Consider the following 13,529-nt stretch of genomic DNA (forward strand, 5'->3'; position numbering starts at 1 on the left):
AGTAATGTACGTTCGTCTGGAGCAGATGATAAAGCTAAAATTGTACCAGCAATTAAATTTAGTTTAGAAGAAGCTTTAGAATACATACAAAAAGATGAGTATGTAGAGGTAACACCTAACCACTTACGTTTACGTAAGATTTGGTTAAAAGAAGCAGATAGAAAGAGAAATAAAATTGCTTAATAACAATTTTAATTTATAATTTTAAAAAGAGAAATACTGAAAAGTGTTTCTCTTTTTTGTGAAATAGATTTTCTGGTTGAGCGCAGTCGAAGCTTAGTGTGCTATAATGTAAATAAAGTAAATATGGAGTTATTAGGAATTACAGGAACAGAATACATTGGCTATTTAGCCTCTTTTATGGTGTTATTATCTTTTACAATGAAAGATGTAAAAAAATTACGTTTAGTAAACATGACAGGCTGTATTCTATTTATAATTTATGGTTTTTTAATGCCAACATTAAGAATTGGACTGCCAATAATTATTGCTAATGCTGCCATTTTTTGTGTAAATTTTTATTTCTCATTTATAAATAAAGCTAAAGTAGAAGTGTAAGTTTTTATTTTAATATTATAGCAAGAGCGACTATTTAGTCGCTCTTTTTGTTTAAAAAATTAAAATTATTGTATTTTGCTATTATTAACCTAAACCGCAGCTTTTACTATTTACACTGTTCAAAAATATACAACTGAAAAACTTCAACTTTGGAATGACTTTGTTTCCAAGGCTAAAAATGGTACCTTTCTTTTTCAGCGTGAGTTTATGGAATACCACAGCTATAGCTTTGAGGATTTTTCGCTAATGGTTTTTAAAGATGAAAAACTTGTTGCAATCATGCCTGCAAATATTTTTAACAATCAATTACACTCGCATCAAGGTTTAACTTATGGTGGATTAGTGTTTAACGAAAAACTTAAGTTTAAAAGTGTTTTGTTGGTTTTTCAATCTGTTTTAAAATTCTTAAATAGTAAACATGTTAAGGTATTGCATTTAAAATGTATGCCATCCATATATTCTAGAATTCCAAACGAAGAATTATTATACTTGTCTTTCTTGCTAGAGGCAAAATTAGTAAGAAGAGATGCGCTTTCGGTTGTTAATTTAAGTAATAGCGTTAGCTATTCTAAAGATAGAGTAGAAGGCTCTAAACGTGGAAAGAAAAACAACTTAACAATTAAAGAGGTAGAAGGTTTTACCGAATTTTGGGACAAGATTTTAATTCCTAATCTAGCAGATAAACATGAAGCAGATCCTGTGCATAGTTTAGAAGAGATTACAATATTAAAGAAGAAGTTTCCAAAAAACATTAGACAATTTAACGTTTATAAAAATGAAGAGATTGTAGCAGGAACTACAATTTTTGAAACTAAAAATGTAGCACATTCTCAATACATTTCTGGTAATAAAGATAAAAATACTTTAGGGAGTTTAGATTTTTTACATATACATTTACTAAACACCGTTTTTAAAAATAAAACGCACTTCGATTTTGGAATCTCAAACGAAAACAAAGGACAAAATGTAAACGAAGGTTTACAATACTGGAAAGAAGGTTTTGGAGCACGTACTATTATTCAGGATTTTTATACTTTTGAGACCATTAAGTTTTCTAAACTTAACACCGTTATGTTATGATAAAGTTTCTAGATCTACATAAAATTAATGCACGATTTGAAACTCAATTTAAAGAAGAGTTTCAACAATTTTTAGATTCAGGATATTATGTTCTTGGTGAAGGCACAAATGGTTTTGAAACTAATTATGCTAACTATTGTGGAACAAAGTGCTGTGTTGGTGTTAGTAATGGATTAGACGCTTTAATATTAATATTTAAAGCATACATTCAATTAGGGAAGTTGAAGAAAGGAGATGAAGTTTTAGTGCCTGCTAATACATATATAGCTTCAGTACTTTCAATAATTGAAGCTGGTTTAAAACCTGTTTTTGTTGAGCCAAATGTAAATACCTTTAATTGGGAGGCTTCTACAATAAAAAAACAAATTTCAAATAAAACTAAAGCTATTTTAACGGTTCATTTATATGGACAATTGGCAGATAGTGAAGCTGTTTTAAAACTAGCTAAAGACTACAATTTATTATTAATTGAAGATGCTGCGCAAGCGCATGGAGCAGAAAATGGAGATGGTAAGCGTGCAGGAAGTGTTAGTGATGCTGCTGCTTTTAGTTTTTATCCAAGTAAAAACTTAGGTGCTTTGGGAGAAGCTGGAGCAGTAACTACCAATGATGCAGAATTGGCTAAAATAATTAAAGAATTAAGAAATTACGGTTCGGCTAAAAAGTATGAAAACGTAAGAATTGGTGTAAACAATAGAATAGATGAACTTCAAGCTCGAATTTTAAATATTAAATTGCAACATTTAGATGCTGATAATGAAAGAAGAAGAACTATAGCAAAGCAGTATTTAGCAGAAATTAAAAATGATAAAGTAATCCTTCCGTTTTATGATGGATCTAAAAATCATAATTTTCATCTGTTTGTGGTTTTGGTTGTTAACCGAAAAGAATTTATGGCGTATTTGTTAGAAAAAGACATTCAGTCGTCCATCCATTACCCAAAGCCTCCACATAAACAAAAGGCTTTGAAGGATTTTTCAGAATTACAATTGCCAATTACAGAAGGCATTCATAAAAACTGTGTGAGTTTACCAATAAATCCAATTTTGACTCCAGAAGAAGTTCTGAAAGTAATAACTGTTATAAATGAGTATTAAAAATCTAATAGCTTCATTTAGAAAACACACTTTACTAAAGATACTATCTCTAAACTCTATAGTTATAGGTATTAGGCTAATTGTATCTGTTTTTATTCAAAATTTATTAGCAGAAACCATTGGAGCTTCTGGTTTAGCTAAAGTTGGACAAATTAGAAATTTATTAGGAATATTAACAAGCACCTCTTCTCTTGGTGTTTTTAATGGTGTAGTAAAATACACTTCAGAATTAAAAGAAGACGAGACATTTTTAAAGAAAATGTTTTCAACTACTTTTATATTTATTAGCGTAGGAGTCTGCTTGACTACTATACTTTTACTGCTTTTTTCAAATGAAATTGCTGTCTATTTATTTGGTGATAGCGATTTTGTTTTTATTATTAAATTATTATCAATTATTGTTCCTGCTATTGCCATAAACAGAGTTTTTAGTGGTGTGTTAAACGGTCTTTCTGCATATAAAAAGTATGCAAAAATTGAAATAGTTTCTTATCTATTATCTAGTGTTTTATTAGTTTCTTTTTTATTGAAATTCAATTTAGAGGGTGTTTTAATAGCTATTGCAATAACTCCAGTTTTACAATTATTAGTTATTGTTTTTGTCTTTGGAAAAACATTAAGAAAACACATTAAAATTAATAGTCTAAAATTAAATAGTCCTTATACAAGAGCTTTATTAATTTTCATGATAATGTCTTTGGTTTCAACTGTACTTGTGAATTTTATAGAGATTGATCTAAGAACACAAATCTCTAATAGAATTAGTGAAGATGAAGCTGGGAACTGGACAGCAATGCTTTTTCTTTCTAAAAACTATATGGTGTTTTCTTCAGGGTTATTTACACTTTATGTTATTCCAAAATTTGCTAGAATTCATAATAGAGGCGAATTTAAAAAAGAGGTTTTACATATTTACAAAACAATAATGCCACTTTTTGGTATAGGTATGATACTCGTTTATTTATTTAGAAATATAATTGTAGATATTATCTATCCCGATTTTAAATATATGGAGCCATTATTTAAATGGCAGTTATTAGGCGATTTTGTTAAATTGGCTTCTTTAGTAGTAGCGCATCAGTTTTTAGCTAAAAAAATGCTGATTAGTTTTGTTGTCACAGAAATTATTTCTCTTGCTTTATTTTATGGATTATCTATGTTTTTTGTAAACGAATATGGTACAGAAGGTATTACTATGGCTCATTTCTATAGATATATAATTTACTTTTTTATGGTGTTAATTATTATTTTGTATTCTTTTAAGAATAAAAAAAGTTAATGAGACCAAGCCTTAATATATTTTTTAGCTGAAGTAACATAATCATGTTCAATCTCAATAAACTGTCTTGCATTTTTAGAAATCTCAATAATCTTATCTGGATTTAAAATTAACCATTCTAACTTTTGTACTAAATAATCAACATCTGGCAAGGCATTAATAGCTACAGTATCTTTTTCTAAACTATAATGTTCTAACCATTCTTGTTCGGCACCTGTAAACACCACTTTTCCTTTTGCCATAGCTTCTAAGGCGTTGTAGCCTTGATCGTAGGCATAAACTTGATCTAGTAAAATATGTGCTTTATTATAAACCTGTATGTATTGGGTATATGGTAAATTTTCGGTTATTTGTATCTCTACTTTTTCAGGATACATGTCTTTAATAGTAGCTAAAGCTTCTTCAAAAAAAGTAATCCCTTTTTTTATTTTAGAACGTGTATTTATACCTAAAAAAATATTTATTTTAGAGTCTATTTTAAGTTCTGTAAAGTCAATTTTATTAGTGTTAATTGGGTTTGGAATAAAACCTAAATACTGAGGTTGCGCTTGCATTGGTAAATGGTAATCCATATCTGTAGCTATGGTTCCAAAGCTGTTTTTTTTAACAAACTCGTGTAATCTTTTATAAGGCTTTGTAACGTATTTTAAAGAAAACTGGAATCTGTTTTTTAATGCTTTATTGTTTAAGTAAGGCGTTAAAATAGAATATTTTAAGTTTTTGTTTAGGTAATAACTAACAGAAGTGAAATCGTCTCCACAACACAAAACACATAGTTTTTTGTTAGTAATAATAAGCTGTTGTAGTAATTTTATTTGTGTTTTAGGTTCAATAAAAAGGGCATCTTCATTAATAAGTTGTACTACATCGAAGTCTTTTAATTGTGGTATTATTTTTTTAAAGCGATAAGCATTTTCAATTTTTATAAAGTCTGTATTCAAAAACCGAATGCATAAATTATTCAGTTTATTTAATACAAATGAAGCTTTAATTTTGGAGTTAAAATTAATATCGGTTTTAAATTTTTTCATACCATCGCCAGAGCTCACAATCGTTACTTGGTGACCAAGTGCAACCAAGCCTTCCTTTAAAGAACTGTGTAATCTACTATATTCTCCAACTAATAGAATCTTCATTTATATTTTATACATTTGTTTTCAAAGATAATTTAATGAGTAAGGTTACCAAAACTAATTTAAAATTAGAAATTCTGCTGTCTACAATGCACAGAAATTCTTTAGATTTTTTGGATAAACTTTTCCCAAATGGTAGCTACCAAAACCATAATTTACTCATAATAAATCAAACCACAGAAGACTGTTTATTAACGTCTCAATTTGCTAACATACGTGTAATAAATTCTTTCACAAAAGGATTAACGAATAGTAGAAATTTAGCTTTAGAAAATGCAGTAGGACCACTTTGCTTAATTGCAGACGATGACGTTATTTATAATGCTAATTTTGAAAACAACATTACTAAAAGTTTTACAGCTAATACTGAAGCCGATGTTATTACATTTAAAATGAAAGACCTTCAAGGGAAAGATTTTAAAAATTATACAGTAAGTAAATGGCATGATGAAAAATCGGTACAGTTAGTAAATTCTGTAGTTATTGCTTTTAGACTGAATAGTATTAAGACTAAAAAAATCACTTTTAATACACACTTTGGCTTAGGAGCTACTTTTGAAACAGCAGATGAGTATATTTTTCTTAGAGACTGTTTAAAAGCAAATTTAAAGCTTTGGTTTCAATCTGAATATATATTGTCTCACGCTATTAATAGTTCAGGGAAAGCTTTAGGCAGCAACCGAATTGTTTTTGCTAAATCTGCTTTGTTTTATAAGTACTCTGGAATTTTTGGCTATTTAAGACTATTCAAATATCTTGTCGTAATTTTTAATCTAAATTATATTAAAAGACAAGAGTTTTTTACTAAACTTAAATTAGGTTTGCAAGGTATTTTAGCCTACAAAAAACTGATAAAAGAAGGACAAGAAACACGATAAAAATGAAAAAAACCACGATAGATAACGTTACGATAATAAACATTCCAAAGATTATAGATAAACAAAGAAGAGGTAATTTATGCGTAATTGAAAATAACGTTTTGCCTTATAAAGTAGAACGTGTTTATTATTTGTTTGATGTCCCAAGTGATGCTAGTAGAGGAGGACACTCTCACATTGCTTGCCATGAGTTGCTAGTTGCTTTAAGTGGTAGTTTTGATGTGGTAATAAAAGATGGAGAAAGCACTAAAACGGTAACGCTTAATAAACCAGATAAGGGTTTGTTAATAGTAGATGGAATATGGAGAGCGCTTGAGAATTTTTCGTCTGGAGCAGTTTGTTTGGTTTTAGCTTCTGAAGTTTATGATGAAACAGATTATATAAGAGATTATACTGCGTTTTTAAAATCTAAGCAATAATACCATTTTTGTAAGCATAGCACATATAACTTATTCTATACAATTGTAATATGCGAACAGAAGGTGCGTTGCCTAACAAGTTTTTTTGCATACTTTTTTTAAGAGATGTGAAGAAAAAACTCAAAACCCAAGTTAATTTAAAGTGTTTTAATTTTGAAAACAGTTTTAGCAAATCGTTACTATGGTTGGTAAAACCTTCAGTTTTGTAAAAGTAAAGTAATGTTAATGCAGCTTGTTCTTTCTTCTTTAAATAGACTTCGCTTTTTTCAATACCAAGATGATACACTTCATTATCTATATGAAACATTTTTACTTTATTATCCTGAAGTAGTGCGCCATAATAATTATCGAAACCATAGCCTTTGTTGTCTTTAATTTTAGAATTGATTTCCTTAAAAACGCTACTTTTAATTAAATAGTTAGCAGAAATAATGACTTTATAAGGTGATTTGTTTCTAATAGCTGCAGGAATTTGTTCTTTAGTTTTTCCGTATTCCCAACGTAAGCGATAAGACTGTTCTGGCTTAGATTTGTAATACGCAAAACCTCCAAAAACGCCATCGTAATTAAGTTGTATAGCGTTAATGTAGTTGAAAATAAATTGCTTAGACTTTGGCATTACATCTGCATCTAAAAACAAAAGCCAATTGTATTTTGCTTTTGCAGCAAGTTCTTGTCTCGCTTTTACACGACCAATATTATCATTATTTATAATAATAGATGTGTTGCTTAATGTGCTATTTGCGTTTATTTTAGTCGTGCTGCCATCCTCTAGAATAATAATTTCAAAAGGAATTGTGTTCTCTACTAATTGCGAATGTACAGCTGCAATTAATTGAGAAACATCATAATTATATGTTGGAATTAAAACTGAAATCATAATTTATAAGTGCTTAAAAATACAGTTTTTTAATAGGAAGAAATAAGAAATTGTCTTTTTAATTTTTTACTAAATAATTATATATAAAACTGTAAATTGCAGTAGTTTAAATTTTATACTTTCTTTTGGATAAACAAGCAATTTCAAAAATTATATACAATCATATTTTTACTAATAAACAATCTCTAAAAGAGCAGTTTAGTAAAAGCGAGAAGGCTATTGGTTACTTTTTTCTAGATACTGTTTTGCCAGAAGCGTTAGCTTTAGAATGCGCAAAAGTCTTCCCAAACCCAGAGGAGATGAAAATGCTTAAATCTATAAAAGAGTATAAGTATGTTAGTGCACAAATGGATAAGCATCACGAGCTTTTAGAGGCTGTTATTTATGCTTTTCAAAATAAAAAAATAGTCGAGCTTATTGGTGAGATCTGTAATATTTCGTCATTGTATCCAGACGATTCTTTATACGCAGGAGGTTTATCTTTAATGGCGAAAGATAATTTTTTAAATCCGCATTTAGATAATTCTCATGATGCAGAACGCGAACGTTGGCGTGTTTTAAATTTATTATATTATGTTACACCTCATTGGCAAAAAGAAAATGGTGGACATCTTGAGCTTTGGCCAAATGGACCAAAAAAGGAGTCAGTAATAATTGAGAGTAAGTTTAATAGGTTAATTGTAATGGCTACACATTCTAAATCTTGGCATTCTGTTAATAAAGTAACAATAGAGGGTTCTCGTTGTTGTATTTCTAATTACTACTTTAGCGATAATGCCTTGCGTGAAACAGATAAGTTTCATGTTACCAAATTTAGAGGCAGACCAAACCAAACGTTTACTAATTTACTTTTAGATTGCGATGCTAGTTTAAGAATGTTAGTTAGAAAGCTGTTTAAAAAAGGCGTTCGTAAAAACCCACACGTTTATAAGAAAACTAATAATTAGAATGAAATTTTATAAAAACTTTATAATAATTTGGTCTATTGTTTATTTAACATTAGCATTTGCTGGACGTTTTTTTAGTGATAAAAAAGAATGGTATCCTTTTTTTAGATGGTCTTTATATTCAAAATCTAACGATAAATTAGAAGTGTCTTACGTTATGGTTTATAAATTGGGAGATTCGTTATTAAGTAAGCCTAAAAAATTAAAAGATTTAAGAGAAATACATCAATTAAGCGCGTCTGATATCTATAATGAATATCTTAAAATTAATGAAGATTTAGACAAGAATAAAAGCTTTAATAACCTGTTTTTTAATAGTTTTTTTACTGAAGGAAGCGAATACGCAATGTTTAAAAAACGATTCGATTTAAGTAAGGAGAAGTATAATGTACCAATTATTGAAAAGCAATTGGACTATAAAAATGGTAAAATAACTATTTATGATTAACGATCTTAAAACCCATTTTTTTTGGAAATATGCCTTTGGAAAAAACGGTATTTTTTCTGGAGATTTAGATTTAGCTTACGCTAATATTAAAAACATTATGCGCTTTTCGTATTTGTTTTTTGCAGTAATTATTTTTATTGAGTTAACAAATGTTACAGTTTATCAAAATATTCAAATTATAGAACCAACCTGGTTAATGCTAGTTTTTAAAGGGTTTAATGCTTCTATATTATCTTTTGTGTTTCTAGCATCAACAATAATTATTCTTTTTCTTATCTTTTTTATTCCAGATAATCGTTTACTTAGAGTGTTATTTTTTATCTTTTTCTTTCTTAATGGCGCTTTAAATAATTCTTTCGGGAAAATAAGTCACGGTTTACATTTATCCTTAATGGTCGCTTTCTTTTTCGCACTTATTCCTTCGAATAAAACAAGTGATTATAAAATTAAAAGCATAGTAATGTTTGCTACAGCTCAATTCTTTCTGTTAATGACTTATTCTTTAACGGGCTTTTGGAAACTGTTTTGGGGAGTAATAGAGTTCTTTACAAAAGAAGTAAGCTTGTTTTCTCCACTGTCATTAAGAAACACACTTATTTATCAATTTGAAGTTGCAGAGCCAACAGCAATTGGCACTTTATTTTTAGAACATTACACTTTGGGCTATTTGTTTTATTTAGTTGCAGTAGGTATAGAGCTATTTGCTTTGTTGGTGTTTTTTAAAGCGAACATGCACAAAGTTTGGGGTGTTTTAATACTTAGTTTACACATTGGTATAGAGCTTATTGTAGGTGTAAGTTCTTTTGCTATTTTTTATACGGTTTGTTTACTTTTAGTGATGTCTCCTTTTGCGAAACAAACGAGTTTTAAAACAACACTACTTTCTTTTCCTGTGGTAAGTCAAATCTATTGGTTAAAAAATAAAATCAGAAATTAAGCGCGACGTTGTACAACTTCAAACACCTGATTTTCATCACATTTTAAAGTTTTGCTTGGGTATTTTAAAAGTAAAGCATAGTCATGAGTTGCCATTAAAATAGTATTACCGTTTTTGTTGATTTCTTGTAATACCTCCATAACTTCAATACTAGTTTGAGGATCCAGATTTCCAGTTGGCTCATCTGCAAGAATAAGTTCAGGATCGTTAAGTAAAGCGCGTGCAATAGCAATACGCTGTTGTTCTCCTCCAGAAAGTTCGTGAGGGAATTTAAAACCAGTAGTTTTCATACCTACTTTATCTAAAACGGTTTCTATTTGTGTTGCCATTTTCACTTTGTCTTTCCAGCCAGTAGCTTTTAAAACAAATTCAAGATTTGCATTAACTGTTCTATCTGTTAGTAATTTAAAATCTTGAAAAACAACACCTAGTTTACGTCTTAAAAACGGAATGTCTTTTTCTTTTAGTGTATTCAAGTTGAAATCTACAATACTACCTTCTCCTTTCTTTAATGGTATGTCTGCGTATAAAGTTTTCATAAAACTACTTTTTCCAGAACCTGTTTTCCCTATTAAATAAACAAAATCTCCTTTGTTTATTTCTACATTAACGTTAGATAATACAAGGCTGTCACCTTGAAAGATAGAAGCGTCTTTAAATTCTAGAACAGTTTGAGACATAAGATTTTATGATTTTTTTTCACTTAAATATTTAGACTTCAAATCTAAAACATTAATAACAACAAAATAAACAATTAATGGTAAAAACGGAAATGCAAAACGACTATTAGACCCAAAAGCAACAAGAGCTTGAGCTAAAGCGCCAGACAATACAATACAAACTATAAATAAATTCATATTAAAAAGGCTGCATTTAGATTTAAAAAATAAAAATAGTATTCTTACAGAAAAGAGTAGGAATAAAATATTTAGTAGAACCAATACATGTTTTTGAAAGTAAGCCCAAAAATAGTTAAAGCCATAACGAAAGTATTTATTGCTAAATTTTTCAGCATTCCATTTCATACTATCTTTATATCCAAAAAATAAGCAAGCAGATTTAAATACTTGTTTTGCATATAAATCTGGATGTTCTTTAAACAAGTTTTTAGAAATTCTGCCAAGTTCTGCAGATAGATCTTGAGGGCTTAATTGTGTTTTTTTAAGCAATTCATCGTGAGCATACCAAATAGTCATTGGGTAAGCTTTATCGTTTTTCTCTCTTATAATAGAATCTCTTTTTCTAACAAATATATCTCGTATTAAAGCATCTTCATCTGGTGCTTTTTCAAAAAAAGAAGTAGCTGTTTGAGAGAGGTTAATTCCAAAATAATAGGTGTTTGTAAAGTATCCAATATTTTGTTTGTTAAAATTATTCCAAGTAAAATACGATAGAAACGGAATAAGAATAACAATTACACTTTTAATAAGTGCGTCTTTTTTATTAAACTTAAATTGTTTTACAAAAAAGAATAGTGCAAATCCAAGGCTAAAGTAAATAAACAAAGGTTTTGTAAGGTATAGCCAACTTAAAACTATAGAAAGTAAGAGGTAATATTTTTTTGGTGTTTTTGCAGAAAATAATTGATAACGTTCTATAATCCAAAAACTAAAAAGCACTAGAAAAACAGTTAGTGTTTCAGTTAAAATAGCAAATTCAAAAAACAAGAATTGCATAAAGGAAGTGGTAATAAATGTAACCCAGAAGGCTGTAATTTTATTTTTGGTTTTCCGAAGAGAAAAATCGAATAACAAGTAAGTGCTTAGTAAACCTATAAAGAGTTGAAATATAACAGTAATAACTAAGCTATTGTTGGCTAATGCTATTAAAAAAGAGTAACCTGGTGTTCTATTTCCTGGATAGTTTTCAAGATTAAACGTTGTTAATAATTTACCCAACGCAATGTAATCTTCGCTATCAGGAGAAATGGTTATGGCACCATAAGTAAGCGCAATAATTACACGAGCTAAAACAGCAATACTTAATATTAATACTAATGCGTATTTATTAATAAATGTATAAAGTTTACTAAGCATAATTATTTGTAATGACTGTAAAGTTTAAATAAAGCAAATGGTGTTTTTAAAAAGTCTAAAAACGAAATTCTAGTATCTTCTGTGTCATGCCATCGATTTAAAGGAACCTCTAAAATATTAGTTTTGCAATAGTCTTTGCCGTTTAGGTTTTTTGTTCGCGCTAGCAACTCCACATCAAATAACCATTTTGTTTTAAAAGAGTCTTTAAAAATAGCGTTTGCTAGTGTTTTATCTATAATTTTCGCACCACATTGCGTATCGTAAATTTCTAGTTTTAAAATAAAGGCATCTATAAATGTTGCTACTAATCTTCCAAAAAAGTGTCTGTAAAATTTTCGTTTTATAGAGGCTCCCAAAACCTTAACTCTAGAGCCTAAAACAAAGGTTTTGTTTTCAGTTTTAGCAACAGACAATAATCTAGAAATTTCAGAAAGTGACGTCGATAAATCTGCATCAAGATAACCAGCATATTTGTAATTTTCACTTAATTGTAACACAGCTAGTCTTATTGCTTCAGCTTTACCACTGTTTTTCTCTAAATTTAAAATAGAAGTATTGGGTAATTCACTTATTAAATTATTTAAAACAGATAAGGTTTTGTCTGTACTTCCATCGTTTACAAATAACAAATCAAAAGTGTTATTTTGTTCCTGAAACGTTTTATAGGCTAGAATATTAAGCCTATTCGCTTCATTGTAACAAGGAATAATAATACAAGAATCTGTCATAAAAAAAGGTCAATTAGCTTGGTAAAAGTATCATTTATTAGTTTAAGCACAAAAGGTATTGCTTCAATTTTTAATAAGTCGGTTCATAATTATAATAAGTTTCTAACGTTAACATATTAGGATTAATTTATATTTGATTTTTGAATTTAAAACAACTAGTCAATGATTAAAAAACATATTTTATCTCTCTTAATCGCGATAAGTTTTTCTTTAATAGCCTTTGCACAGCAATCTGCAACTTACACTAACAACTTTGTAGATTACCAAAAAGCATTATCGTTATATAATAACCAACAATATTTAGCAGCTCAAGCAGCTTTTAAAGCGATTAAAAAAACAGCTAAAGGTGAAGCAATAATGTCGGACTGCGCTTATTATATTGCTAATTGTGCAGTGCGTTTAAACCAGAAAAATGCAGATACTTTAATCGAAGTTTTTGTGGAAGATTACCCAACAAGTACCAAAAGAAATACTGCGTATGTAGATGTAGCAGATTATTATTTTGAAAATGAAAAATTTGCTTATTCAGAAAAATGGTACAGTAAAGTAGATGAAAACTCGCTATCTCAAAACGAACGCGAAAAGTTTAATTTCAATAGAGGTTACACTGCTTTTTTATCTAAGAATTTTAAAGAAGCTAAAAAGTATTTAAATAGAGTTGAGACTTCTCAAAAATATGGTTCTCAAGCTAAATATTATATTGGCTATATGGCTTATGAAGGTGATGATTACGATAAAGCTAACGAGTATTTTGAACAGGTTGGTGATGAGGAAAAATACAAAGAGAAGCTAAGTTATTACCAAGCAGATTTAAACTTTAAACTAGGTAAGTTTGATAAAGCAATAACACTAGCTAAAGCACAATTAGAAAAAACTACAGAAGAAAATGAAGTGTCTGAGCTTAATAAAATAGTTGGTGAAAGTTACTTTAACTTAAAACAGTACGATCTTGCTATTACACATTTAACAAAGTATAAAGGCAAAAAAGGGAAATGGAATAATACAGACTACTACCAATTAGGTTACGCTTATTACAAACAAAAAGATTATAACAAAGCCATTTCAGAATTTAATAAAATTATTGATGGAGACAATAGTGTAGCACAAAA

General features: G+C 28.9%; 15 protein-coding genes and 1 pseudogene. 11 read left to right on the forward strand and 5 right to left on the reverse strand.

The window, feature by feature from the left end; translation table 11 throughout:
* The 5 genes and pseudogenes from Q0C58_RS07575 to Q0C58_RS07595 form a co-directional block, all read left to right on the forward strand.
* Positions 1–183, forward strand: a pseudogene (locus Q0C58_RS07575) (translational GTPase TypA); the annotation flags it as partial.
* A gap of 123 nt (positions 184–306) precedes the next feature.
* A complete protein-coding gene (locus tag Q0C58_RS07580; protein WP_290699546.1) occupies positions 307–558 on the forward strand; it encodes a uroporphyrinogen decarboxylase in 252 nt (83 codons plus the stop codon).
* A gap of 207 nt (positions 559–765) precedes the next feature.
* Positions 766–1,638: a GNAT family N-acetyltransferase gene (locus Q0C58_RS07585; protein WP_290699548.1), complete on the forward strand. Its 873-nt coding sequence runs from the start codon at positions 766–768 to the stop codon at positions 1,636–1,638.
* A complete protein-coding gene (locus tag Q0C58_RS07590) occupies positions 1,635–2,735 on the forward strand; it encodes a DegT/DnrJ/EryC1/StrS family aminotransferase (protein ID WP_290699550.1) in 1,101 nt (366 codons plus the stop codon). Before Q0C58_RS07585 ends, Q0C58_RS07590 begins: the two co-directional genes overlap by 4 nt.
* The gene (locus Q0C58_RS07595) at positions 2,725–4,014 is read left to right on the forward strand and encodes an O-antigen translocase (RefSeq protein ID WP_290699552.1); all 1,290 of its coding nucleotides are present in this window, start codon (positions 2,725–2,727) and stop codon (positions 4,012–4,014) included. Before Q0C58_RS07590 ends, Q0C58_RS07595 begins: the two co-directional genes overlap by 11 nt.
* Here the strand turns inward: Q0C58_RS07595 and Q0C58_RS07600 are convergent.
* The gene (locus Q0C58_RS07600) at positions 4,011–5,150 is read right to left on the reverse strand and encodes a glycosyltransferase (RefSeq protein WP_290699555.1); all 1,140 of its coding nucleotides are present in this window, start codon (positions 5,148–5,150) and stop codon (positions 4,011–4,013) included. The genes Q0C58_RS07595 and Q0C58_RS07600 overlap by 4 nt on opposite strands.
* 35 nt (positions 5,151–5,185) lie before the next feature.
* Between Q0C58_RS07600 and Q0C58_RS07605 the strand changes: the two genes are divergently transcribed.
* Both Q0C58_RS07605 and Q0C58_RS07610 read left to right on the forward strand, forming a co-directional pair.
* Entirely contained in the window at positions 5,186–6,025 is an 840-nt protein-coding gene (locus Q0C58_RS07605; protein ID WP_290699559.1) for a glycosyltransferase family A protein, read from the forward strand.
* A gap of 2 nt (positions 6,026–6,027) precedes the next feature.
* Positions 6,028–6,444 (forward strand): FdtA/QdtA family cupin domain-containing protein, encoded by a 417-nt coding sequence (locus Q0C58_RS07610; protein ID WP_290699562.1) that lies wholly within the window; start codon positions 6,028–6,030, stop codon positions 6,442–6,444.
* Here Q0C58_RS07610 and Q0C58_RS07615 read toward each other — a convergent pair.
* Positions 6,434–7,324, reverse strand: coding sequence for a glycosyltransferase family 2 protein (locus Q0C58_RS07615; RefSeq protein WP_290699564.1), 891 nt, complete (start codon positions 7,322–7,324; stop codon positions 6,434–6,436). The two genes, Q0C58_RS07610 and Q0C58_RS07615, sit on opposite strands and share 11 nt — an antisense overlap.
* 125 nt (positions 7,325–7,449) lie before the next feature.
* Here Q0C58_RS07615 and Q0C58_RS07620 point away from each other — a divergent pair, with 125 nt between their 5' ends.
* From Q0C58_RS07620 to Q0C58_RS07630, 3 genes are read left to right on the forward strand one after another with little or no spacing between them, the layout of a single operon-like run.
* Complete coding sequence (locus Q0C58_RS07620; protein WP_290699567.1) at positions 7,450–8,271, forward strand: 2OG-Fe(II) oxygenase; 822 nt, start codon at positions 7,450–7,452, stop codon at positions 8,269–8,271.
* 1 nt (position 8,272) lies between these two features.
* Positions 8,273–8,719 carry a hypothetical protein gene (locus tag Q0C58_RS07625; protein ID WP_290699570.1) on the forward strand — a complete coding sequence of 149 codons (447 nt, stop codon included), beginning with the start codon at positions 8,273–8,275 and terminating at the stop codon, positions 8,717–8,719.
* Positions 8,712–9,656, forward strand: coding sequence for a hypothetical protein (locus tag Q0C58_RS07630; RefSeq protein ID WP_290699571.1), 945 nt, complete (start codon positions 8,712–8,714; stop codon positions 9,654–9,656). Before Q0C58_RS07625 ends, Q0C58_RS07630 begins: the two co-directional genes overlap by 8 nt.
* On the opposite strand, the gene Q0C58_RS07635 is transcribed toward Q0C58_RS07630, so the two are convergent.
* From Q0C58_RS07635 to Q0C58_RS07645, 3 genes are read right to left on the reverse strand one after another with little or no spacing between them, the layout of a single operon-like run.
* Complete coding sequence (locus Q0C58_RS07635) at positions 9,653–10,336, reverse strand: ATP-binding cassette domain-containing protein (protein ID WP_290699574.1); 684 nt, start codon at positions 10,334–10,336, stop codon at positions 9,653–9,655. The genes Q0C58_RS07630 and Q0C58_RS07635 overlap by 4 nt on opposite strands.
* Before the next feature lie 6 nt (positions 10,337–10,342).
* On the reverse strand, positions 10,343–11,692 hold the full coding sequence (locus tag Q0C58_RS07640) for a hypothetical protein (protein ID WP_290699577.1): 1,350 nt from the start codon (positions 11,690–11,692) through the stop codon (positions 10,343–10,345).
* A 2-nt stretch (positions 11,693–11,694) separates the two neighbouring features.
* Positions 11,695–12,420: a glycosyltransferase gene (locus Q0C58_RS07645; protein ID WP_290699580.1), complete on the reverse strand. Its 726-nt coding sequence runs from the start codon at positions 12,418–12,420 to the stop codon at positions 11,695–11,697.
* A gap of 162 nt (positions 12,421–12,582) precedes the next feature.
* Here Q0C58_RS07645 and Q0C58_RS07650 point away from each other — a divergent pair.
* On the forward strand, positions 12,583–13,529 hold a 947-nt coding region (locus Q0C58_RS07650), incomplete at its 3' end, for a tetratricopeptide repeat protein (protein ID WP_290699583.1).

The organism is Lacinutrix sp. (assembly GCF_023299985.1).
Classification (GTDB): Bacteria; Bacteroidota; Bacteroidia; order Flavobacteriales; family Flavobacteriaceae; genus Lacinutrix.